General features: G+C 36.7%; 18 protein-coding genes. 7 read left to right on the top strand and 11 right to left on the bottom strand.

The window, feature by feature from the left end; translation table 11 throughout:
- Positions 1-23 precede the first annotated feature (23 nt).
- From AN34_RS19525 to AN34_RS19485, 9 genes are all read right to left on the bottom strand, one after another.
- Positions 24-1,385, bottom strand: coding sequence for a pyridoxal-phosphate dependent enzyme (locus tag AN34_RS19525; RefSeq protein WP_029288400.1), 1,362 nt, complete (start codon positions 1,383-1,385; stop codon positions 24-26).
- A 568-nt stretch (positions 1,386-1,953) separates the two neighbouring features.
- Positions 1,954-3,048 carry a DNA-processing protein DprA gene (gene dprA / locus AN34_RS19520; RefSeq protein ID WP_029288398.1) on the bottom strand — a complete coding sequence of 365 codons (1,095 nt, stop codon included), beginning with the start codon at positions 3,046-3,048 and terminating at the stop codon, positions 1,954-1,956.
- Positions 3,049-3,103: 55 nt separating this feature from the next.
- The gene (locus tag AN34_RS19515; RefSeq protein ID WP_029288396.1) at positions 3,104-3,370 is read right to left on the bottom strand and encodes a hypothetical protein; all 267 of its coding nucleotides are present in this window, start codon (positions 3,368-3,370) and stop codon (positions 3,104-3,106) included.
- 158 nt (positions 3,371-3,528) lie between these two features.
- Positions 3,529-4,788: a hypothetical protein gene (locus AN34_RS19510; RefSeq protein WP_051666734.1), complete on the bottom strand. Its 1,260-nt coding sequence runs from the start codon at positions 4,786-4,788 to the stop codon at positions 3,529-3,531.
- Between the two features lie 339 nt (positions 4,789-5,127).
- Positions 5,128-6,258, bottom strand: coding sequence for a CehA/McbA family metallohydrolase (locus AN34_RS19505; protein WP_231625588.1), 1,131 nt, complete (start codon positions 6,256-6,258; stop codon positions 5,128-5,130).
- Positions 6,259-6,376: 118 nt separating this feature from the next.
- Positions 6,377-7,780 carry an alkaline phosphatase gene (locus tag AN34_RS19500; RefSeq protein ID WP_029288389.1) on the bottom strand — a complete coding sequence of 468 codons (1,404 nt, stop codon included), beginning with the start codon at positions 7,778-7,780 and terminating at the stop codon, positions 6,377-6,379.
- A gap of 15 nt (positions 7,781-7,795) precedes the next feature.
- A complete protein-coding gene (locus AN34_RS19495) occupies positions 7,796-8,854 on the bottom strand; it encodes a phosphatidylinositol-specific phospholipase C1-like protein (RefSeq protein ID WP_029288387.1) in 1,059 nt (352 codons plus the stop codon).
- Positions 8,855-8,876: 22 nt separating this feature from the next.
- Positions 8,877-10,466 (bottom strand): RagB/SusD family nutrient uptake outer membrane protein, encoded by a 1,590-nt coding sequence (locus tag AN34_RS19490; protein WP_029288385.1) that lies wholly within the window; start codon positions 10,464-10,466, stop codon positions 8,877-8,879.
- A gap of 11 nt (positions 10,467-10,477) precedes the next feature.
- Positions 10,478-13,465 (bottom strand): SusC/RagA family TonB-linked outer membrane protein, encoded by a 2,988-nt coding sequence (locus tag AN34_RS19485; protein WP_029288383.1) that lies wholly within the window; start codon positions 13,463-13,465, stop codon positions 10,478-10,480.
- Between the two features lie 367 nt (positions 13,466-13,832).
- Between AN34_RS19485 and AN34_RS19480 the strand changes: the two genes are divergently transcribed.
- Both AN34_RS19480 and AN34_RS19475 read left to right on the top strand, forming a co-directional pair.
- Positions 13,833-14,066 (top strand): hypothetical protein, encoded by a 234-nt coding sequence (locus tag AN34_RS19480; RefSeq protein WP_231625587.1) that lies wholly within the window; start codon positions 13,833-13,835, stop codon positions 14,064-14,066.
- Between the two features lie 121 nt (positions 14,067-14,187).
- On the top strand, positions 14,188-14,766 hold the full coding sequence (locus tag AN34_RS19475; RefSeq protein ID WP_029288379.1) for a PRC-barrel domain-containing protein: 579 nt from the start codon (positions 14,188-14,190) through the stop codon (positions 14,764-14,766).
- Positions 14,767-14,894: 128 nt separating this feature from the next.
- Here the strand turns inward: AN34_RS19475 and AN34_RS19470 are convergent, their stop codons facing one another.
- Both AN34_RS19470 and AN34_RS19465 read right to left on the bottom strand, forming a co-directional pair.
- The gene (locus AN34_RS19470) at positions 14,895-16,223 is read right to left on the bottom strand and encodes a PAS domain-containing protein (RefSeq protein WP_029288377.1); all 1,329 of its coding nucleotides are present in this window, start codon (positions 16,221-16,223) and stop codon (positions 14,895-14,897) included.
- 133 nt (positions 16,224-16,356) lie between these two features.
- The gene (locus AN34_RS19465) at positions 16,357-16,812 is read right to left on the bottom strand and encodes a hypothetical protein (RefSeq protein ID WP_036677677.1); all 456 of its coding nucleotides are present in this window, start codon (positions 16,810-16,812) and stop codon (positions 16,357-16,359) included.
- A 690-nt stretch (positions 16,813-17,502) separates the two neighbouring features.
- Here AN34_RS19465 and AN34_RS19460 point away from each other — a divergent pair.
- From AN34_RS19460 to AN34_RS19440, 5 genes are all read left to right on the top strand, one after another.
- On the top strand, positions 17,503-18,126 hold the full coding sequence (locus AN34_RS19460; protein WP_029288372.1) for a GIN domain-containing protein: 624 nt from the start codon (positions 17,503-17,505) through the stop codon (positions 18,124-18,126).
- Between the two features lie 727 nt (positions 18,127-18,853).
- A complete protein-coding gene (locus tag AN34_RS19455) occupies positions 18,854-20,344 on the top strand; it encodes an alpha-amylase (protein WP_029288370.1) in 1,491 nt (496 codons plus the stop codon).
- A 334-nt stretch (positions 20,345-20,678) separates the two neighbouring features.
- Entirely contained in the window at positions 20,679-21,050 is a 372-nt protein-coding gene (locus AN34_RS19450; protein ID WP_036677674.1) for a hypothetical protein, read from the top strand.
- A complete protein-coding gene (locus AN34_RS19445; RefSeq protein ID WP_029288368.1) occupies positions 21,031-21,444 on the top strand; it encodes a hypothetical protein in 414 nt (137 codons plus the stop codon). Before AN34_RS19450 ends, AN34_RS19445 begins: the two co-directional genes overlap by 20 nt.
- A 58-nt stretch (positions 21,445-21,502) precedes the next feature.
- Positions 21,503-23,845 (top strand): mechanosensitive ion channel family protein, encoded by a 2,343-nt coding sequence (locus AN34_RS19440; RefSeq protein WP_051666733.1) that lies wholly within the window; start codon positions 21,503-21,505, stop codon positions 23,843-23,845.
- Positions 23,846-23,863 lie beyond the last annotated feature (18 nt).

The following is a 23,863-nucleotide window of genomic DNA, read 5'->3' as shown; positions in this document are numbered from 1 at the left end:
TTATCTGTTTCCCATTACCCTTTCTACCCAGAAATAGCATTGATAATATCATATTGCGTAATGATCTCAATTTTTCCAGATGCATCTTCAACCAAAACAGCAGAGTTTTCTTTATTAATTAATGATGAAATTTTATCAATCGAAGTGTTCAAATCAACAAAAGGGAAAGTAGCCGTCATGATTTCAGAAATTGGCGCTGATTTCAATCCTGGATTTTCGAGTAACGCGGTTAAAATATCACTTTCTGCAATTTTACCTACAATCATGCCCTGCTGTGTAACCGGAATTTGAGAGATATTCATTGATTTAATGGTATTGATAGCTTCCAGAACGGATTTCTGCGTATCAAGTGTAACAATCTCTGTTGATTCTTTTTTTGCAATGATTGATTTTGCTGTCAGTTTTTCATCTTGCAAAAATCCACGTTCACGTAACCAGTCTTCATTATACATTTTACCCATATAACGACTTCCGTGGTCATGAAAAATCACCACCACCACATCTTCAGGTTTTAATTTATCTTTCAACTGAATTAAACCTCCGATAGCAGCACCAGCAGAATTCCCAACAAAGATCCCCTCTTTACGGGCAATATCCCGAGTCATTAAGGCCGCATCCTTATCTGTTACTTTTTCGAATAAATCGATGACATCAAAGTTCACATTTGCGGGTAAAAAATCTTCTCCAATACCTTCAGTGATATAAGGATAAATTTCATCCTTATCGAAAATCCCAGTTTCCTTATATTTTTTAAAAACTGATCCATAAGTATCAATTCCCCAGATTTTGATATTGGGATTTTTTTCCTTTAAATATTTACCAGTTCCGGAGATGGTTCCACCGGTACCTACACCTACCACTAAGTGAGTAATTTTACCTTCGGTCTGCTCCCAGATCTCCGGACCAGTTTGTTCATAGTGTGCTTGAGAATTGGCTAAATTATCATATTGATTTGGTTTCCATGAATTTGGAACCTCACGTTCCAAACGCGAAGAAACAGAATAATAAGATCGTGGATCTTCAGGTTCAACATTGGTAGGGCAAACAATTACTTCTGCACCAAAAGCACGCAAAGCATCAACCTTTTCTTTTGATTGCTTATCAGTGGTGGTAAAAATACATTTATAGCCTTTAATAATCGCAGCCATAGCTAGCCCCATTCCTGTATTACCTGAGGTTCCTTCAATAATGGTTCCACCCGGTTTTAACTTACCACTCTTCTCAGCATCTTCTATCATTTTAACCGCCATACGGTCTTTGATTGAATTGCCTGGATTAGTTGTTTCTATTTTGGCCAGGATTGTACCCGGAACATTCTTCGTTATTGTATTTAATTTTACCAAAGGCGTATTGCCAATGGTTTCTAAAATATTATTATACCACATGCAACAAATTTAAGCAAAGGCATTAAGTATTTTATAATCTATATTTTATTTGAAACATAATTTTAAAAACATTCATTTAATAGAATTATATTTCATTAACTACAATTTACATAGGCATTATAGGTTGAATATTGGGTAAAATACAATTAAGGTTTTTTATGCGATGTGAATTATCGGCGTTTTAATCGTCATTTCGAGCGTAACCGAGAAATCTTTGAACTTAGTAAGCCTAGTTAACAGCGTTCTAAGCTACCATTGCACTTTAGTAAAAAGACATATAGCAATTAAATATTAATGATTCGCCTTACGAAAAATCGTCATTGCGAAGAGGATTTTTCAGCCGATGAAGCAATCTCCATAGAAGAATCGATAAAATAGATTGATTCGTGCTTCGCAATAAGGATTTCTCTATCATTTCGAGCGTGAAATGACAATCGCTCGGAGTATTAGTCCTCATCTCATCGATAACGACATCATTATTATTTGTAGTGTAAAAATGACAATCATTCAGAATATTAATCTTCATTTTGAGCGTAGCCAAGAAATCTTTGAAGTTAAATATAAACCTTCACGCCAACTTATAAACCTTTCCAGGTAATGAAATGATAATCCCCTGCATTTCTAGTGTAAGAATAACAATGGCCAGTTTACTTTGCTGGATATTTGTAGCTATAGAGAGTTCATCAATAGCCAGCTGGCCATTCTGTAGCAAATCAATAACCTTTTGCTCATTTGCAGTGAGGTGAAGCTGTAAAGTAGTTTGAGGTTGTTTCTTCTTTTCCTTTATATCATCATCCCATCCCAGATAATAAATTAAATCTTTAGCGCTATTAATCAATCCGGCACGGTTGGTTTTAATGAGAAAATTGCAGCCTTCAGAAAACGCATCATTGGTTCTGCCAGGGAAAGCATAAACATCTTTATTATAAGAATTGGCAATTTCGGCAGTGATCAGTGCGCCACCTTTAATGGAAGCCTCCACCACAATAGTTGCATCTGCAATACCAGCAATAATGCGATTGCGCTGCGGAAAATTTGGCCGGTCAGGATTGGTTAGTGTAGGAAATTCTGAAAGCAAGCCACCATTGAGCACCATTTTCTGTGCAACAGGCTTATGAATTTGCGGGTACAACCTGTCTAATCCATGACCTAAAACACCTACCGTAGCAATATTATTTGCCAGGCATTCTTTATGGGCAGTAACATCAATCCCATAGGCTAAGCCACTTATTACTAACACATCGTAATTAGAGAGTACCTCACAAAGTTGCTTACACAAATTCTTCCCATAATCTGTTGCATTCCTGGTTCCTACGATACTAATGATGCGTGGATGATTGAAATTAGTCTTACCTTTAAAATAAAGTAAAATAGGTGAATCAATACAGTTCTTTAACCTTTTGGGATAATTTTCATCAGAAAAAAATAGAATTTCTATTCCATGCTTTTCTACAAAATTTAACTCTTCCTGTGCTCTTTTTAAAGCATTGGTTTTTAAAATGGCCTCAACGGTTTTCTCTCCTATCCCAGGAATTTGGAGTAATTGTTTTCGACTGGCTGAAAATACAGCTTCGGCACTTCCGCAATAGGCCAACAGGTTTTTAGCATTTACCGGACCAATGGATTTGATAAACGTTAAAGCAATTTTATGGAGCGTACTCATTCATTTTAGGTTAAGGTTAATAAATGCGGGATGATTTATTTCCTTTACAAGCAACCTAAAATTCGATATCAATCAGGCTTTTAAGAGGAATATGAATGTTATTTTTAAGTTGAATATATTTTTCTGTTACAGACCAAACAGTAGTATCAACCCGTTTTGGTCCGATTGTGGTATTAAATGTAATTACAGCTTTTGATTTAAATTCATTCCCAAGTCGCTGCGCTTCATCAAGTTTAGTTTTCAGGTCTGTGGTATGATCTTCTTTTGCGTTAATAATATTTAAATATTCTATATGTTCTTTCGCTACAATCTCTATTGACATAATCTGCTTCTAACTAATTATAATAAACAAGCTTATTAAATTTTAGCAGAAAAAACAAGCCCATAAATGCTTTTAATGTAACATTTAAGAAAAAAAGGTTGTATCATTTTCTAAAAAAATGATACAGCCTTTAACTCAATGTTAAATATCAGGGCTATTTAGTATGACACCAAGGTGGTTACACTTGAAGGCTCAAGATTAATTCCAAAGCTTCCACCAGAAACAGCAATACTATTGGTGCTGAGATTGGTAGAACTGGTTGTAAAATAACGGTTAAAACCGCTAACTGTGATCCCGCTATAGCTAAATGGCTGATAGGTTACGGCATTGTTCTGATTCACAATTACAATTACCAATTTAGATCCGCTTTTGTAAGCTGTTACATAAACACCAGTTGTTGGGTTTGAAGTACAAGAAATTTTACTATATCCAGGGCGTACATACCGTGCATAATGGGCCATTACATAACCAACCTTCTGGATGTTTCCACTTTCACTCATTGGTCCATAACTTCTTCTGATGTACCACCATACATAGGCGCTCCAGCCAGCATTCATACAATCATGAATTTCTTTTGCAGCATTCATGGCATTAGACCAATCATCACCACTGATACTGGAGTTGGTGTAGTGTTCAGTCATCCAAACGGGTTTACCTACGTTACCCAAATTATAAGGTGTTTTGCCATAAATATGACCGCAAACAAAACTTGTTTTAGATTTTGCCGTTGCATTACTAAGGTATGAATTGATATAAGTTTGATTCATTTGAAAAGGCTCCGGGGCCATGATTGGCGCACCACAATTACTACCTTGTGCAGCTACGAAATCAGCCACTTCTGGTGCAGTTAGTTCCATAGACTCATAATTTACCTGATAATCTGGCTCATTGGTTGGACTAATGGCGGCAAGGCCTCCTACTGCAGAATTAAATGAACTTAAATGCGCAGCATAAGCACCATAAGAAGCAGTTTTAATTTTGCCACCCACAATGTTATTGTTGGTTTTCATAGATGCAGGTGCAGACCAGGCAGATGCAATTGCTGAACCTCCGAATGATTTACAAGCATCGATAGTAGGCTTTTCTGCGGCAAACTCTGAACTGGAATTAGGCACACGTACGCGGACAATACTTAAACCTATACCATTTGTTGGTGAAAATGCAGTAGTTCTTTGTGCGCTGGTTAAATCTCCTGTCCAGGCAACAATATTCGCCCCGCCAAAACCTTTAATAGTTTGCTGAATTGTTGAAGCATCAATTGATGCGGTTCCTTCCACCGCAGCTTTTTTTGCAGAATCTGTTTGCACCGAACTATTTTTATCAGACAAACCTTGTGGCTTTACATTGTCAACCTCATTTTTGGAACAGCCTGCCATAAGCAATGCAATGGCGATAACACTGAATAGTTTTTTTTTCATTGGAATTATTTTTGGTTAGATAAATTATTAATTGAAATAAAATTACCCAATGCATTTATGGATAACTGGATCAATTAAATAATTTTCTAGCACAAATGTTTAGTATGATTTAAGCGGCAAAATCGTATTTATATAAGCAATTACGATAAAACCAATGTTGCCAAAGGAGGTAAATATCTATAGAAATGATCTTGCAGATAGTAATCAGTAAGCAAAGATTATTAATTAACAATAATACATACAATACCATAAGATTTAAAATACATTTAAAATCTGATATATATTTCAAAATCCCTTCACTATTCTTAAATCGTCATGTTCCTGCAGTTAATACAGCATTTAAAATTTCGGATCAAAATTAAAGTAAATTGGATTAGACAAGCTCACCATTTTCTCACTCAAGGCCATTGATTTTGGAACCTGAGGATAATCATTAACCTTACCCTGTACCATTACCCGATAATAAGTACGTCCCTTCAAATCAGGAACATCTGTAAAGGTAATCACCGGAGCATCGCCCTTAACCTGATAAGTATTTAGTGTCTTTCCATTTTTAATAACGGAAACCGAATACATTTCACCTGAAAGCGTGTTACCCATCAACTGTACCTGAAATTTTACTGGCTTGCCTGTTGAAACGGTATTATCACCCATCATCAGGTCGAACTTACCCGTTCCATTAGCATCTGCATAAAACTCCACACGTGGCGAATAAGGGTTTGCACTCACTGCTACCCTACCATGATTTAAGGCATCAACAATGGCACTCAAACTTCTTGTTTTTGCGTATACCCAGGTAGTTGGTGTTCCAATATAATTAAATGCAGCCTGATAAGTATTTTCACTTGGTTTTTCTCCAGCAGTTGGCGTTCCATGATGTGTATCACTTCCTCCTCTACCCGTCATCATTCGGCCTGAAGAAAGCATATCATCCCAAATCATCATGGCATTTGCATTTTTAGTCCACATGGCCGAATTCCAGACTTCTATCGACTGTACCAAATCATAAGAAAAACCAAAATTATCCTTACCGCTTGGGTGGTTAGCCGATAAATGGATATTCAGTGATTTTTTAACTTTTCCAATATTTACATCACGTTGATCTCGTACATCAAACAGTCGCTGATGATCATATGGCTTAGCAGAAAATACATTTCCATGGCCCCTGGTGGTGGTCCATTCTGCTCCATAAAGCAGCAACAAAGAATCTGACTTAAATTCAGGATCAGTCCAGGTGTGGTGTGCCACATCGCCGTTTACATGATTATCATGATCGGTGATGCATAAATAATCCATTTTTACAGCTTTCGAAAAGTTGATAATTTTAGAGATAGAATTATTTGAAGATTCCGTACTGTGCCTTGAATGGACATGTAAATCGCCCTTTAGCCAAATGCCAGAACCTAAATCAATTGTTTTTGGTGTATTGCTTTCTTGTCCGTTAGCTTGATTAAGGTTGAGCAATAGCATAACAAAACCTATTGACAGTATGTATTTTAAATTAAATATCATGATTAATTTTAAAGATGATTAATAGGAAAAAATGCCTGCAAAAGCAGGCATTTTGATGATGAGGTTGTAGTTTAGTTTAAGCTTTTACTAAAAAGGCTTCTGGCATTTCTGCTGCTTTCAGCATAAAGTTGTGAAGCTCATAGTTTTTAACAAAGGGTTTCAGGTTTTCAGATCCAGGCCCAAACATGGTTAACTCCACATAATCTCCGGTATGGTTCATGCCCGCCCATTGTACATCTGTACATTTCCCCAAAATTTTTCCATATTCATAAAATGGAAGGTTAGATTCATTGTAAAGTTGCCCTGGAACAATATCTTTAAAATGCACCAGCAGCGACTTTACATCATCAGGTTTCATTTCAAAACCTTGATTTTCTTTGATCAGATCAATAATCTTTTGTTCGCTAAAAGATTGATTCAGCTGCGCTAAAAGCCAGCTATTGCTGTGTTTAAAACGCTGCAGGGTATCAAATTTTTTATTTGCTTCATCTGCATAGAATAAACCGGGGTTTGCATTGCCATGATCTGTAGTGATAATAACCAATGTTTCGCCATCTTTTTCAGCAAATTCAATTACTTTTCCAACGGCTTCATCAAAAGCCAGCTGATCAAAAATTAATCCGCTTAAATCATTCGCATGCGCAGCCCAATCTACTTTACCACCTTCTACCTGAAGTGCAAAACCAGCTTTATTATTTTTCATTAGATCAATGGCCTTCACTGTCATCTCTGCTAATGTTGGGGTGCTTTTAATCAGTTCCTGATCATGTTGGCGATCTACCTCATATGGCATTCCATCTTCAGCGAATAAGCCCAGAACCGGTTTAGATGAAGTAAAGGCTAACATTTCTGTGCGATTTTCTGCAACCTGGTACCCTTGGGTTAGGTATTTAGGAATCAGGTTACCGCCTGCTCTTTTTTCGCCAAAGTATTTATGCCCGCCACCCATCATTACATCAAATTTCAGGCTGAGGTACATTTCAGCAATAATATCCTGCCCGCCACGGTTATCAATATTAACACAAAACCCTGCCGGCGTAGCATGGGTAATGGGCACCGTAGTTACGCAGCCAACTTTTTTACCTTGCGCTTTAAATTTTTGTAAAATAGGTTGTGGCTTTTCACCATTCATCCCAACATTTAGCGAACCATTTTTCACCCGCATACCGCCGCCCCATGAGGAGCTTGCCGCAGCAGAATCAGTTACCATAGAGCTGGCAGAAGCGGTATCCATTAAAGCCCTAACGGCCTTATTATCGCGATATAAACCTAACCATTTGCTGCTTTTACCAAAGGTGCGATTGGCATATAAATCTGCCATATTCAGCGTACCGATACTCATCCCATCACTAACCATCATAATGATGTTTTTAGCTTTTTTACCGCCTATCAGTGGTTTGGCTACCACATCTTTTAAACCTACAAAAGGTAAGCCCAAACCGGTGAGCAAACCTCCTTTTAATAATGATCTTCTATTCATATCTTTTCTTACCTTTTAAAATAAAGGATTCTTTCTAAAGTACTTTCCGCCCGGAAAGCTGATTGCGTATGTAGATGTGAAATGCGTACTTTTTTGATAGTAATCTGTAGTAATGATTTGTGCTCCCGACTTGCAAGCGGCTTCAAAATCACTATAGTCGTTTTTTCTGGCTTGCTTGGTATCATGATCAGCCCTGGTTCTAATGATATAACCCTTTTTCACCAATGCTGGAATCTGGGCATCTTTCGGATTATTTCGAATCATCAGTGCAGCTTCTGGTGTTCCAGGATCTGCATTGGCAAACATTACCCGTCCGATTAATGAAGGATGATTTGCCATGTAGGTTGATCGCTTTCTACCGGTAGCATCTAAAACAAATATAAATTTGCCCTTTGCCTTGCTCAACAAAGGCCAGTTCTGGTGCAATACAGCCTCTTCCAGAGTTTTGTATTTTCCTTTAACATCTGCTGGTGTTATTACCTTATCATGACCTAAATTTTCGAGAATAACAGCATCCAGCTGATCGAAAATTTTACTTGTAAATACTTCAGGAATAGTAAATCCCTTACTCCTGATCGTATCATCTTTTGCCTCTAAAGTGACAAAAACAGGTGTATGATCGGGATGGGCCAGCGACCATTTTTTTAATTGTTGCAAAGCAGTTTTTAAGGTGAGCGCAGAAGACCTGAAATCCAAATCCGGAACGTGTAAAACTTTAAAACCTGGTGTCTTCATTTCTCCTTGCTGATCAAAAGCTGGCTGTCCTTTTACCTGATCAAAACCTTTAGGATGTGCGTATTTACCGCCTTTTTCATCAGCATACACATCAATCTCTAAGTTTCTTAAGCCCAGATTCAACTGTGCCGGCATCGGGATATGTTCATAATCCAATGCATTGGCAGCAATAGTATCCTGAGATTTAAATACCTTAAACAATGCAGGATTAATGGCCTGTTTATAACTGTTATGAGAACCAATTACCTGAATTTTATTTATGGGTAAGTCTTCTTTTTTAGCAATCAAGCCTATTGCAGGCAATACCATCAATAAGCCAATACAGGTAACCAGTCTCATATTTTTATAGTTTATAGGTAAATTAATAACCAGGATTTTGTTTCAAATTGGTATTTAACTTTAACTCATTAGCCGGAATCGGGTAAATTCTTCTGGTTAAATCTTTGTTCATGGATAATACATCGTTCGGGAGCGGATATTCTGTTTCAAATTGTCCGAAACGGATTAAATCGTTTCTTCTCCAGGCTTCCCAGCTAAATTCACGGGCTCTTTCATCAAGCAAAGTGCTTAAGGTTACCGTAGTGGCTGCAGTGGTACCAGCGCGACTTCTTATTTTATTTACCAGCAACAATGGTGTTTGCAATTCGCCATTTACAGTAGTGGCTGCTGCGCCTCTTAAAATAGCTTCCGCCTTCATCAACATCACATCGGCTAAACGTAAAACCGGCATGTCATTTCCATTTAAACGGGTGGCCTGGATAGCATTTACATCTGGCCAGTATTTTACGGAACGCACACCTTTTGCCTGATCGGCTACGGTATTGCCTAAATCCATCGGTTTGCCTGGTTTAAGAATTAAATCTGGTGTAATTTCAATTTGAGTAGTTGTACCAGCAACAAAAACAGGTTTTGATAAATCAGGCTTGCGGTTTGCATCTGGCGCATATTGCTTACCGATTAACCAAAAACTGTTGCGAATATCATTGGTTAAATTAAAACGGTTGTAATATTCTGGCGTGGTACTCATGGCAATACTAAAACCTACGTTTATACCGTATGATGCTGCCAATGCCGGATAGAAACCAAACCTGGTTATTTGGTTACCTGGAATCTGCTGATCGTAAGGAATGGCAAAAATGGTTTCGTTTACCTGTGGTCCGTTATTTACATCAAAAATATCGCTATACTTCGCATCAAGTGCATAATTGCTGTTTTTCAAAATTTGATCAGCCATGGTTACCGCATCATTATATCGTATCTTTCCAGTATAAACTTCTGCGTTTAGATACATTTTTTCCAATAAAGCATAAGCCATCGCCTGCGTTGGCCGGCCATAAACCAGTACACGATTGTTGTTATCTTTAACAGGAAGTTGTGACACAACGGCTAAAAGTTCTTTTTCGATAAATTCAAAAACTTTTTCACGGGTTTGATTTCCAGGCAGGGTACTTACCGGGAAAGTATCAATAATAGGCACGTTTCCATACAAATCCATCATGAAGTAATAATATAATGCCCTCATGGCTCTCACTTCAGCTAAACTTGCTGTTTTAGAAGCCGCTGAAACAGCAGATTCATTGGTAAGATTGATTAAACGGTTGCAATTGTTAATGCCACCAAAACCCCACTGCCAAATGTCTCGAACATTCGGGTGATCGATGGTCCAGGTGTGGTAATGAAGCTGGCGATACTGACCACCGTCGTCAAAATTTCCATCCCGGGCAGGAATGATTGCTGCATCGGTAGAAAGCTCCTGCATTCTCCAGTAAGGCACACCATACTGTGAAGATAAATTAGAATACATGGTTCCAAAAAGTGCTGCATAATCAGAATTAGTAACCGGAAAATTATCTTTCACATATTGAGATTCTACATCGACATCTAGTTTGCTGCATGATTCCAGAACCACCAGGCAAGCAAGAATATTAAATAGGATGATAAACTTTTTCATTTTTATAATTTTTAGAATGATGCACTTACACCAAAGCTGAATGTTCTTGTTTTTGGATAATAATTGTTGTTGTCTATTCCCGGAGTTAATCCTCCGATGTTAATTTCAGGATCTATCCCTGTATAATTAGTAATAACAAATAGGTTGTTTGCGGTAACGTATAACCTGATGGCCTTAATAGAAGGTGTTTTAGGTTTAATGGTATATCCTACCGTGGCGTTATCCAAACGCAGGTAAGAACCACTTTCCAGATAACGATCGGAAATGAGGTAAGCATTAATATCATTGAAAGATTCGCCTAAGGTACTGCGAGGAATATTCTGCAATTTTGCATCGGCCGGGTTATTTAAAGATGCTGCTGTAGCATTTAAAATTTTATTTCCCAACACACCGCGAACAAGGAAATTCATATCCCAGTTTTTGTAGTTGAAACTATTTGCCCAGCCGTAAATTAATTTAGGCTGTGCATCACCAGCAATTTTTGCATCAGTGGTTAAAGGCTGTGTGGCAATGGTTTGTCCGGCAGCATTAATATAAGTACTTACACCTGCAGCATTTTTACCAGCGTAATTCCATAGGTTAAAGGTACCTAAGGCATAACCTGGCTGAATCAGCTGACTGAAATTTCCGGATTGGCCTTTACCACCCAACTGTGCCGTTTGGATGGCTGCTATCTTATAAAAATCATCTGATAAGGTAACAACCTTATTTTTATTGGTGGCAAGGTTTGGAGAGGTTGTCCATTTAAAATTATTTGTTTTAACCGCTACCGCATTTAAAGTAAACTCCACACCTGTGTTTTTAATTTTACCTACGTTCGCTGTTATAGTAGGTAAGAAAAATTGTGTGGTAGACACTTCATAACGATCGTAAATTAAATCAGAAGTTTCCTTGATGTAAAAATCAACCGAGCCCGAAATCCGGTCTTTAAACAAACCAAAATCTAAACCAATGTTAGTGGTTGCCGTACTCTCCCATTTTAAATCAGGATTTTCATTTCTAACCGGGCCAATGGCATTGCTGATGTTTCCATTATTTAAGAACTTGTTACTTCCGGAAAGTGTTCCGTAAATCAGCAATGAAGAAAAAGCATCAAAACCTAAACTATTTCCTGATACCCCATAACCAGCACGCAATTTTAAATCACTGATTACTGGAACCGCTTTCATAAAGTCTTCACCTATAATTCTCCATCCTGCAGAAACAGCCGGGAATAAACCCCAACGGTTGTTTCTTCCAAAGGCAGATGAACCATCATTCCTTAAAGAAGCCTGTAGCAGGTATTTTTCGTTATAATTATACTGAACCCTACCATAATAAGAAATTAACCTCAAGGTAGAAATGGGCGCATTGTTAAAAGCTATCTGTGATAGTAAACTAGGATTGGAAAGAAACAAGTTATTATAACCTAAATTATCATTTGAGAAATTCTGTGTAGTTACACCAAATCCATCATTGGTTCTATCTTCCTGCCATGAATAACCACCTAGTAATTTCAGACTGTGTTTTCCAAAAGTTTTATCGTAATTAAAATAGCCTTCCAGTACCTGACTCTTATTTAAAACATCGATTTTTTGCGCCTGACCATTTACTCCTCTTGCCAAACCAGATTGGCTATTCAGGTAAGTGCTATAATTATTCTGATCTCGTTGCGATGATACACTCGCTGTAAATTTTAATCCGTCGATAATGTTTAGCTGTGCCATTCCATTAATCAACGTTTTGTTGTTCAGGTTATCAATATCATTGTTATCTACTATGGATAAAGGATTCCGGGTGCCGCTTCCGGTACGGTTATAGTTTTCTTTATAGGTTCCGTCAGCATTGAAAGGGCTCACCGTTGGCAAATAAAACAGCATGTTAGATAAAGCCTGTGATTGGTAAATATCTGAGCTTTTTGAATTGCTATTGGTAACCGTTAAACCGAGCTTCAACCTATCATTAAAAAATTTTTGGTTTAAATATCCCCTTACAATTGTCCGCTTTAACGAAGTGTTTTTTAAAATTCCCTGATTATCCAGGTAGTTTACGCTGGCGCCATAATCTGAAGCCTGACCCGAACCACCAAAAGAAACATTATGATTTTGTGAATAACCTGTTTTTTCTAATAAAGATTGCCAGTTGGTATCAGAACCATCGTCATCAACCGAGTTTAAAGTCTGTTTATTATCTGCAAGGTATTGTCTCAATTCAGGTGCAGAAAGCATATCGTATTTTTTTGATACCTTTTCTACCGCAGCATAACCGTTGTATGAAAGCCTTGACTGCCCATTTTTAGATCTTTTTGTGGTGACGATGATTACGCCATTGGCTGCGCGTGAGCCGTAAATTGCTGTTGAAGAAGCATCTTTCAGAATGTCGATATTTTCAATATCAGATGGTGCCAATAAATCAATAGATGCACCAGGCACGCCATCAATAACATAAAATGGCTCCTGCGCCGCACCTTCTCTTAATGTAGATGGGCCACGTAAAATGGTAGAGGGTTTGGCATTTGGATCACCGCTTTTAGTTACGTTTAGTCCGGCTACCTTTCCTTGTAAAAGTTGTGCCGGATTTACCATTACACCCTGATTAAATTCTTCAGATTTAATAGAAGTTACTGCACCAGTTAAATCTTTTTTATTTGCTGTTCCGTAACCAATTACCACTACATCTTTTAAGGTTTGGTTATCAGGCATGATGGTTACGTTAATCTTTGTTTGATTACCAACATTTACTTCCCTTGTGATTCCTCCAAGCATGGAAAAAACCAACATATCGGTACTTTTAGCCTGAATACTATAAAATCCGTCTGAATTGGTTGATGTACCAATATTACCCCCTTTAATTCTGATGGTAACACCAGGAATAGATTGATTGGTTTCGTCAATAACTTTGCCCGTAATCAGTTTACTACTCTGGGAGTAGCTATTTAGGGCGAAAAGTAGCATTAACATGGCCAGACACTGCCACCTCTTGAGAAAAGACAAAGAAATGAATTTGTAATTTGATTTCATGAATGAATAGTTATGATTGTTTGGTTTTTAACCCTTCAGGCAAACATCAATCAGGTGCTTGTTAGGTGCCACAAAGATGGAATGACAGCGTTAGGAATTTGGTTAGTCAGGGTTATGTTATTGTTAACATACGGCGCTCTATTTTAACAGAATATTAAAATTATGCCGTGTTGTAAATCCTTTTAGCTTAAAAACAGATGATTTTTGAGTTAATCACTACCTAAATTTTTTAAGAGAGAATTGCTATTGCGTTCACATTATTACTGATGCGATTAATAGTTATTGATAAGATAACATCAACTGTGTAATAAGTTAAAGATACTTTACTTGCTTTGCGATTATTTAATAGAATCTAAATATGCAAAACATGTCATCAAAAATCAGTGCTGATCTTCAGGCATTCATTAATAAATTTGAGCCTTCTAAATTTAAGGTGATGCCTAAAGGCATAGAAATTCGTGGAATTAATGATATGCACCGAAATATTACCCACGCAAAGGAGATCATTGAAATGCTAGAGCTGAACCTGGAAGTTTCACACAATGCCGAGATGTTAAGTTACAAAGGTTTTGAGGTGAATAACCTACAAATCAGCTTATAAAATTATTGCTGCACATCACCGCTGAAAAATTAGCCCATCTTACAGTAAAACCTTTGCTTATTATAGGATGTTGTTTGAGTATTGAAATTGAATACTTAAAGCTATAATAGCAATAATATATATGATGGGAGAAAACAAAATAATATACAGCAATTTACTAGAACTTTCTACGAGCGATTATCGGTTAACGGAAGGTGAACAAGACATAAAAGGGTGGAAAGTAAGAAACGAAAGCGGCATTACAATTGGTGAAGTAAAGGATCTGTTATTTGACCCGGAGCACCTTGCCGTGAGGTATATGGTGGTTAACCTGGAAAATACTGGCAATGAGCCTGATGAAAAGCCTATTCTGATTCCGATTGGTTTAGGTCATCTGCATGATCAGGAAAATGTGGTGGTGCCAGACTTTCATACAGATCAACTTCATGCCATGCCGTTATACATTAAAGGTGAAGTTACCCATCAAACAGAAGATACCATCAGAGATGTTATTGGTAGTCCTGCTGCGTTAAGAATGGAGGAAAAAATAACTGAACTGGATCGTAAGTTATTTTATGATCATCATCACTTCGACCGAAAGGGATCTCTAATAAAAAGAGATAATGATGCGGATGGTTTTTCAGGTGATGCCAATGCTGCAGATCGTGGAGAAGAACGCAAAACCATTCATGAACTGATCGATCAATCTAAATCATCATAAATCAATCTGCGAAGTCTGAAAGCCCTGTGCGGCAGAAAGACTTCGCCATTTTCACTTGCAGATTGAAAAGGTTTACTCACCTTATTCCTGATAAAACTTTGTCAATCAACTTAACTTTATCCTCACTGTTAAGCTTTTTCTATAATTTTATTTAAACCAATAATGTGTGAAGCCCTTCCATGCATGTCATATCTTGGCTTTCCGAATGCCCGGATCCAATGAATAGATCCATCTTTCCATTTCACTTCATATTCTGCGTGATATACATCATTACGGTCTATAGCATCTTTAACAGACTTTTTTATCTGCTGTCTGTATTTGGGTAACATGGCCTCGAAAAGATCAGAATAATCAAATTCGTCATCTATCTGATAACCATAGTTTCGCTTAAATTGATCATTTGATGTCATCTTTCCGGTAGCAAATTCAACTACAGTGTAGCCCATTTCTCCGGCTTCAATTGCACTCATCAGAACAATGTTAGCTTCCTGATTCAATTGTTTTGCTATAACTTGCTCGGTAATATCTGCCAGTATAAAGATGATATGATTTGATCCATCTTCTATACCCCTGGTCAATTGCATGGTTACATTGATGTATAGATTTTTTAACTGATGATCATTCCATACCAATAGCCTAAGCTCTTTACCTTGCTGAGGCATTCCTGTTTTCCAAACCTTTTTAATTAATGTCAGAAAATCCTGTTCTTCCAAATCCGGAATCACTGTAGAAAGTGATTCCCCAATAACAGTAGCATCTTTATTTAAAATTTCCAGCAAAGTTTGATTGGCCTGCTCGAAAATATGATCATCTCCTGAAATAACTCCAATGGCCATAGGCGCCTGCTGAAACAGAATTTCAAAATGATCCTGAAGGCCTTCCAGATCCCGATTGGCTTTTGCGATTTGCTGTTGATAATCGATTAATCCGGCATTATCAGCTACAATATGCTCGTTCTCGATCATTAAATGATCTGTTTGCAGCTTCATTCCAGCCAGATCCATCACCACTTTGGCAAGTCCCTTCAAAATTCCCTGTTTTGTTTCATCGAATTCCATAGGCTCGTACCCCATTACGCACAATGCACCAATCCGATATCCATTGTCAGAAATTAATGGTGCGCCTGCATAAAAACGCACATTATATACGTTATTTGCCAATTCAGGTATTTTAAAAACATCTTCAATAACGGTTGCATCATCATATTTAATCACCTCATTACAAAGGCTTTCCCTACTGTAAACTTTCGATTGACTTCCAAATCCAATATTAGCTTTAAAGAATACCTCGTCTTTGTCTACAAAAGAAATCAGACAAATTGGAAGGTCAAAAATTTTGGCAGTCAGTTCGGCTAACCGATCAAAACTGGCTTCAGCTGATGTACCAAGAATTTGATAGCGATTAAGTGCTTTTAACCTATCAGCTTCGTTTTGGGGATGTTGAGTTGAATTTCTCATATTTAGGATTGGAGGTGACTTATAATATCTAAGGATTTTATTAAAAAAATCTATTAACCAGGATCAGCAACTAAATGCCAGGCCAGTATTTAAATTTATGGGCTATAAAACAGGATCAAACATTTTTGATGTATCATCCTTTAAAATCAGCGACAGCTTCTTTATCAATTTGAAGCGCATCGCTGTAATTAAAAACTAATGAACGGTTACGAGTGGGTTTATTCTTTTGATCAACAAAATTTTTCCGGCTAAGTTCTTTATAAGAATGATTTCCTCTTCTGGCTATAGTCACCGCACTTAATAATGATACCGGTACAAAAAGAATCCATACATCACCATCTACCGGACAGTTTGCAACTTCAACCCAACCACTACTGGCAGCATCAGGATATAATGTATAACTGCTTTCAACAGATTTATCGCCGCTATTATATAGCCTGCAGTTACTGGTATTACCAACCCTTGTAAAACCACATGTTGATGTTCTGTTGCCTGGTGTCCGAAGGAAATAATCATTACCTCTGCCAGAGGGTTCAGTATAAAGTACATTATCAACAAGGCAACCTCTTACAGCATTTTGTGCAAACATCTCGTTTGTACAGCATAAAATAAATATCAAAAATAAAATAAATTTTTTCATAAAATACCCAAAGGGTATGTATTAGTTTACATAAAATCATCAAAAAGGGGAAGAGGGAATATTTTACTTGCGGCTAAAAAGAAAAAGGAATCATTGTCACAAAACTACGTAATTACACATATTTTGGACTTATTAAACATACAATAGTAGAAATTGTTGTACGTAATGACTTTTCAATGAACTTAGTTAATCATACTTAAAAGTGCTCCTAAGCGCATTTTTAGCGTTTAACGTATTACTAAATCGAATAAAGTATTAAATACTAGAGTGGTCTTTACCAGATTAGATTTATCATAAAGCTGATACAATTAAATTCAAAAAAAAAGCAAGGAAGGAACCACTCTCCCCTGCTTATCATTAACTAAATCTAAATTGCCTCAAAGGTACTGACCGAATGGAAACTATCCAAATTATAGCAACATTGTTGCATTAATAATTTTACCGTTTTGTTTGTATAAAGGGCAGCCTGGTCTTCTTGTACGCATATGAACAGAAACTGATCGATACCGGACACCTTTGATCCTCAATTTCTCTAAACCATTGATTAAAGCTATTTAGAATAGTTTTTTTTGCGTTGGCATAACCTTGGTTAACATGCAAAATTAAAATAAAAACACTATTCATTTAAAAATAGAAATTATGAAAATCACTATCAAAACCAAGATCGCAACTGTATTTATCGCAATCCTTTTTCTAACCACCATCTTTCCGACATTTATCTATGCCGTAAAGGCCTATCCTATTGAGATTAAGTCGTTAGCTTCATTTAGAAAAATTTCAGTAAAAGGTAATATAGAAGTGATACTGGTGCAAACAAAAGACATTGGTATTAGCTATGCAGAAGATAACCTTGGATCTGTAAATGTAATTCAAATTGGTCCATTGCTTCGCATTACAGCCAAAGGTACAGAGAGGAGTAAAATCTTCATTTATGTTAATGATCTTTATAGAATTGAAGCTGAAGATCATGCTGTTTTGAAAACCCAGGGCAAATTGAAAATTCCAAATCTTCAAATATTCCTGAAGGGCGAGTCTCAGGTAGAAATAAATAGTGAAACCTCTTCGCTCTATACTAATATTTCAGATCAGTCAAAATTGACCCTTAGCGGATCTACAGGTAACCATTTCCTTGTTACAGGTAAAGCGCCCAGGCTAACCTTTGAAAATTTCGCAGCTTTAAAAACTTCTATTAATCCAATAGAAAGTTCGGTAATGGATAAAGAGATTGCCTTAAATTTCCGCACTGGAAAAGAAAGTAATTAAATCCATTAATATGTTGCACTGGTCAATCTGTGCATAGTATTGAATTTTCATTTCGTTTTGGGTAGAAATATTGATGGTTAGAATATTTTAAGAGCTGATTTACAGAGGTTAAAGGAGAAAATGGTAAGATCCAGCGTATAACTAATTGATTTCAAAATGGGGATGTATTCATCAACCAGTGATTATGGATATTGAGCTAGTGATCAAACTTATAAAAGCTTTATAAAAAATGCAAATGCGATAAGACGAGCTTATCGCATTGCAGAAACATACGGGATGTTTATGTTGGAGAGCATTGTTATATCTGCTTCAATAAATAATGTTTAAATGTAGTATTTCTAAGATGAAAAAACAATAGCTCATATGATTAACATGTAACGTAAAAAATACATTTGGTATTTTTAAAACAAACAAATTATTTACATAAACGTCATAAAAAACTTATAACCTTGATTATATGAAAAATACAGCATCTTGACAACTTAATTTCTTTTGATTTTTATCAACAACTATTAATGAATTTAACTGATTATATTATCATCAAAAAAAAAGGTAATGGATTAATATCATAATATAATCTGCACTTAGCTTTAGAATTGTATCAAACATTTTTGCGATAGACTGCTTAAAAGCTTGCCTGTTATGGTTATTAATTACCTTTTAGAAGATTTGTGCAATAACCCAAACAAACACAAACTTTTAGAGTTGTATTCAAAAATAAAAATTAATGGAAAATCATACAATGCTTCAATACTTCGAATGGTATTACCCTAAAGATGGTAGCCTTTGGAGAAAAGTTCGTGACGATGCAAATGGATTAAAGGAAATGGGAATAGATTCGATTTGGTTACCCCCAGCCCATAAAGGGATGGACGGCACAGAATCTACTGGATACGATTCTTATGATCTTTATGATTTGGGCGAATTTGATCAGAAAGGTAGTGTTGCAACTAAATACGGAACTAAAGAAGAATATATTGAAGCTGTAAAAGCAGCAAAAGAAGCAGGGCTTCAGGTATATGTAGACATTGTGCTTAATCACCTTGGCGGTGCTGATGACTTTGAGCCAGTGATGGTAAGAAAGGTAAATCCTGAAAACCGGAACGAATTTATTTCAGAGCCATTTGAAATTGATGCCTATACCAAATTTACCTATCCTGGCCGGAATGGAAAATATTCTGAATTTAAGTGGGATTATCAATGTTTTACTGGTGTAGATTATGATGCCAGAACACAAGAAACAGCAGTTTATAGCATTCAAAATCAATATGGTGAGGGTTGGGAAGAGGTAATAGACCATGAAAACGGCAACTATGATTACCTCATGTTAACTGATATAGATTTTAGAAACCCTGCTGTAAGAGAAGAACTTAAAAGATGGGGAAAATGGTTTCATGAAACCGTAGGTTTTGATGGTTTCAGACTGGATGCAATCAAACATATGCCCCATGCTTTCTTTAATGAATGGCTTGACTACCTTCGTGCAGAATTGGGTGCTGAGCTTTTTACGGTAGGTGAATATTGGTCGCCATACGATTTGCAGTCCATGCTTAATTATATTGATGCTACCGAAGGACGCATGTCGCTTTTTGATGCTTGTCTGCAGGCGAATTTCTCAAAGGCCTCTAAAGCTGGGGAGTCATTTGATTTAACGACTATCTTAAATGGAAGTTTGGTACAGGTGCGCCCGGAACTGGCAGTTACCCTGGTAGAAAACCATGATACACAACCACTGCAATCCTTAGAACAAACTGTAGAACCATGGTTCAGGGCGCATGCTTATGCCATTATTTTACTTCGCGAAGCAGGTTATCCATGTGTATTCTACTCGGATGTTTATGGATCTTCTTATACAGATAAAGGAACAGACGGAAAGGATCATGAAGTAACCATGGAATCACTTCCGCAATTGGGGCAATTATTAAGCTTAAGAAAACACAAAGCTTATGGTTTTCAGCGTGATTATTTTGACCATCCAAGCTGTATCGGTTGGACAAGAGCAGGCGATGAGGAACATGAAGGCTCTGGTTTGGCTGTGGTTTTATCAAATGGCGAGGCAGGCAATAAGCGTATGGAAATGGGTGCTCAATTTGCAGGAAAAACTTTTACAGATTGTTTAGGACACTTAGAACAACAGGTGACCATTGATGAAAATGGATGGGGAGAATTTCTATGTGATGCCGGTTCAGTATCGGTTTGGGCAGTATGCAATGATTAAACCTGAAAAGACAATCCTATAATTTCAAATATTGTAAATAATGAGTTCATTGCATCAGCTTTTGCCTGGTTGTAATGAACTCATTTTCATTTCAGTATTCTTACTGATAAGCCTAATCATTATCAGGATGACGCAAAAGTTCTTAGATCAATTCCTACAGATTAGCATCCGACAGCCCATAAATCTTCTAATCAGTTAGTTCATAATTCCATAAAAATAAAACAATGTTAGTTTACATCGGTTGCTATAGGTATTAGAATTTACTCAAGTGGTTTATCTTATTATTTTATATATAATTCAGATCAACCTCCTATAAAACTCAAATAAATGGCCTATGATTGATGAAAAACTAAAGGAAGCAGAAATTATTTTTGAAGAAGTAAAAAAGAATGCTGAACTGCGGGTAGCACTTCTGAAACTAGACACTGTACATTATGTAGCAAAGTTAAGTGCCAATTTAATTACAAATATTTTCACCTTAATCTGCGGTCTTTTAGCCTTTCTGTTTGGAACAGTAACCTTGGGGTTTTTCTTCTCCGATTTATTTAATAGTTATGCATTAGGCTTTGGCGGACTCACTTTATTTTATGCACTTGTTGCCATATTCGTTACGATGATGAAAACCAATTTTATAGAGTCTGTCATCATTAATTTTACCATTCGAAAGTTCTTAAATACACGAGGCAATGAAGACCATAATCAATAGAAATATTAATGATATTGCAACGTTTGATTTGCAGCGTAATGCAATAAGAAAACAAATTGAAAAGAGCAATAGCTATTTGTTACATTCAGCAAGTAAATTGAAAAAGGTTGATTTAAAAAAAATCAATCTGAACGTTGGTAAATCAGCATGGCAAAGTGATATTGAAGCAATGGGCAATATGAGGCAAGAATTTTTGCCACGTATGGCTGGAAAAATACTCAATGCAACTGTACTTCGTAAAAAAGGTTTCCTCCAGCGAATCATACTTTCGGCCGCTGCCAGATTTGGAGTAAAAAAGCTATTAAACCAGCAACAAAAAAAACCATCAACAAGGCCACCTATAAAAACTGCTAATTTTATTAATCCAGTAAAAAATGAACAGCAGATAAAATAATCGATTTTAGGATTATTGTGCATGACTTCCCTATTTTAAATTTATTTCTTCATCCATAATGAAATTTACCGTCAAACAAAACTGTATTTTCTTTAACCTGATTCTAGCATTTGTGTTTTCTGGTTATCACTGTGAAGCGCAGAATCAAGCAACACCATCAAAAGATACCACCGTTAAAACCATTCCTGATACGCTGCTCTTTAAATTGCAGACAGCCCAATCGGCCATTACGGAGATTAATGTTGCCAATAAAAAAGGTTATCAAACCGAGGCCATTAAGAAACAAATTGAATCCATCAGGGATAATGTAGCACCTCTGATTAAATCTTTTGAAACCAAAAAAGAACTCGATACCAAAGGCTTGTTAAGCTATGACCTCATTTTAAGGGATGCAGATACCAAACTCAAAAGTATTACCGCTATCTTGGTTCAAAGTAGTAACAACCTTCAAAAAATGTCTGATCAGGTAGTTGCTTTAAGCAATGATACCCTGCTAAAAAACGATCAAAATACGAAGGAAATTCAATTGTATCAACCTCAGATTACAGAAATTAAATCACGCTTGCAGTCTGCCGGCAAAACAACTGGAGATCAACTTAATCAGGTAAATACGCTCTTGGCGAGTGCATCTGCCTTAAATGTTAAGGTGAATAACCTGCAAACACAAACTGCAGAAAGATTAGAAATTTCTGGAAAACAAGCCTGGAGCAAACGCGATCCATATCTGTGGGAAGCGCCACTTCAAAATCCTGCACATCGAAGTACTGATAATTTAATTAAGGCTTCCTTTCAGGGACAACAGCAAATTCTTAAATATTTTATAGACTCCACCTGGGATAACCGGTTTCTGGCCATATTAACATCCATTATATTTTTCATTTGGGTGCGCCGAAATTTCAAAAGTTCTAAGCGGGCAGCAATCAGAAAGCAAATTGGAGAATTAAAATTCGAATACTTAAAACCTTTCCCTATTCTTTCTTCACTTATTGTATTGCTTAACATTACCCCTCTTTTTGAGCCTGATGCGCCTTCATTATATGTTGAGCTCATTCAATTCCTCCTATTATTGGTGATGACAATACACCTCTGGAAGGTATTGGAAAAGAAGCAACTTCAGTTTTGGATCATCCTCATTTCTTTATACGCTGTGTTAATTCTAGGAAATGCAGCTGTAGATCAGAGTTTGCCCTTTCGCATGGTGCTAATGGCTATTAACATCTTTTTTATATGGATGGGTATTCAACTGTCCAGGAAATTAGTCTTTAAAGAGTTTTCCAAAAAGTATGTCCGTTGGGTGTTCTATATCCTGATATTTATGAATATACTCTCCATCCTACTAAATGTATTTGGAAGGGTAGATTTGGCAAAAGTAACCAGCTTAACTGGTGTAATAGGATTGGTTCAACTCATTGGGTTAGGTGTATTTATGCAGATTATACTGGATGCACTTGATCTACAGATGAAAATAAGCTCCTGTAACAAAGGTATTTTTTCGAGAATCAGTCATGATAAAACCAGGGCTAAGCTTAAAAAAATGCTTTCAATCCTTTGCGTGGTGCTATGGGTAATGGTATTAATGATCAACATGAGCATTTTGGGTGGTTTATGGGGTTGGGCGACCGAAATACTTTCAAAACCACGTGCATTTGGAAGCATTCATTTCAGTTTAGGAAACATCTTCTTCTTCATTACCATTATTTACATTGCCAATAAACTGCAAAAACATGTTCCCCTTTTATTTGGTGAAGAGCGCATCACCTTTAATGAAGATAGCGGACATAAAGGATCGAAGGTGGCCCTGGTTCGCCTGGTTATCATTGTAATTGGGTTACTCCTTGCCGTAATGGCCTCTGGTTTACCTATGGATAAGCTTACTGTTGTTTTGGGTGCATTCGGTGTTGGGATAGGTTTAGGTATGCAAAACATTGTTAATAATTTCGTTTCCGGCATCATTTTGATTTTTGAAAAACCCTTTCGCATTGGAGATTATGTAGAACTTGCAGATAAAAAAGGAAAAGTCCGTGACATTGGAATCCGATCCAGCAAACTTTTAACACCTCAGGGTTCGGAAGTGATTATTCCGAATGGCGACTTACTTTCTGGAAGGTTAGTGAACTGGACATTGGGTAATGATTTTATCAAAACCGAACTTCTTTTTAAAGTGAGTGCAGAAAGTAATTTCGAAGAAATCAAAAAAATCATCTCAGAGATGTTGGATGATGCAGAAAATACAGTCAAAAAATTACCACCTGAAGTATTGCTCAATAACATCACCGCAGATAGTTTAGAAATTAAAGTGCTGCTTTGGATCAATAACATTTATGTTGAAGCAGAATTTAAAAGTGATTTCTTACAACAGCTGGTAAAAAAGCTTAAGGATGCCAGCGTTAAAATTATGTAACAGGCAATATTGGTATTG

This window comes from Pedobacter sp. R20-19, from assembly GCF_000708265.2.
Taxonomy (GTDB): Bacteria; Bacteroidota; Bacteroidia; order Sphingobacteriales; family Sphingobacteriaceae; genus Pedobacter.
The sequence above is the reverse complement of the archived record's forward strand: the minus strand, read 5'-3'. Positions and strand labels throughout refer to the sequence as shown.

What these genes read in the sequence shown, in the direction of transcription:
- AN34_RS19525 (WP_029288400.1), bottom strand. Translation starts at nt 1,385, where the DNA reads ATGTGGTATAATAATATTTTAGAAACCATTGGCAATACGCCTTTGGTA.
- dprA (WP_029288398.1), bottom strand. Translation starts at nt 3,048, where the DNA reads ATGAGTACGCTCCATAAAATTGCTTTAACGTTTATCAAATCCATTGGT.
- AN34_RS19515 (WP_029288396.1), bottom strand. Translation starts at nt 3,370, where the DNA reads ATGTCAATAGAGATTGTAGCGAAAGAACATATAGAATATTTAAATATT.
- AN34_RS19510 (WP_051666734.1), bottom strand. Translation starts at nt 4,788, where the DNA reads ATGAAAAAAAAACTATTCAGTGTTATCGCCATTGCATTGCTTATGGCA.
- AN34_RS19505 (WP_231625588.1), bottom strand. Translation starts at nt 6,258, where the DNA reads ATGCTATTGCTCAACCTTAATCAAGCTAACGGACAAGAAAGCAATACA.
- AN34_RS19500 (WP_029288389.1), bottom strand. Translation starts at nt 7,780, where the DNA reads ATGAATAGAAGATCATTATTAAAAGGAGGTTTGCTCACCGGTTTGGGC.
- AN34_RS19495 (WP_029288387.1), bottom strand. Translation starts at nt 8,854, where the DNA reads ATGAGACTGGTTACCTGTATTGGCTTATTGATGGTATTGCCTGCAATA.
- AN34_RS19490 (WP_029288385.1), bottom strand. Translation starts at nt 10,466, where the DNA reads ATGAAAAAGTTTATCATCCTATTTAATATTCTTGCTTGCCTGGTGGTT.
- AN34_RS19485 (WP_029288383.1), bottom strand. Translation starts at nt 13,465, where the DNA reads ATGAAATCAAATTACAAATTCATTTCTTTGTCTTTTCTCAAGAGGTGG.
- AN34_RS19480 (WP_231625587.1), top strand. Translation starts at nt 13,833, where the DNA reads ATGTCATCAAAAATCAGTGCTGATCTTCAGGCATTCATTAATAAATTT.
- AN34_RS19475 (WP_029288379.1), top strand. Translation starts at nt 14,188, where the DNA reads ATGATGGGAGAAAACAAAATAATATACAGCAATTTACTAGAACTTTCT.
- AN34_RS19470 (WP_029288377.1), bottom strand. Translation starts at nt 16,223, where the DNA reads ATGAGAAATTCAACTCAACATCCCCAAAACGAAGCTGATAGGTTAAAA.
- AN34_RS19465 (WP_036677677.1), bottom strand. Translation starts at nt 16,812, where the DNA reads ATGTTTGCACAAAATGCTGTAAGAGGTTGCCTTGTTGATAATGTACTT.
- AN34_RS19460 (WP_029288372.1), top strand. Translation starts at nt 17,503, where the DNA reads ATGAAAATCACTATCAAAACCAAGATCGCAACTGTATTTATCGCAATC.
- AN34_RS19455 (WP_029288370.1), top strand. Translation starts at nt 18,854, where the DNA reads ATGGAAAATCATACAATGCTTCAATACTTCGAATGGTATTACCCTAAA.
- AN34_RS19450 (WP_036677674.1), top strand. Translation starts at nt 20,679, where the DNA reads ATGATTGATGAAAAACTAAAGGAAGCAGAAATTATTTTTGAAGAAGTA.
- AN34_RS19445 (WP_029288368.1), top strand. Translation starts at nt 21,031, where the DNA reads ATGAAGACCATAATCAATAGAAATATTAATGATATTGCAACGTTTGAT.
- AN34_RS19440 (WP_051666733.1), top strand. Translation starts at nt 21,503, where the DNA reads ATGAAATTTACCGTCAAACAAAACTGTATTTTCTTTAACCTGATTCTA.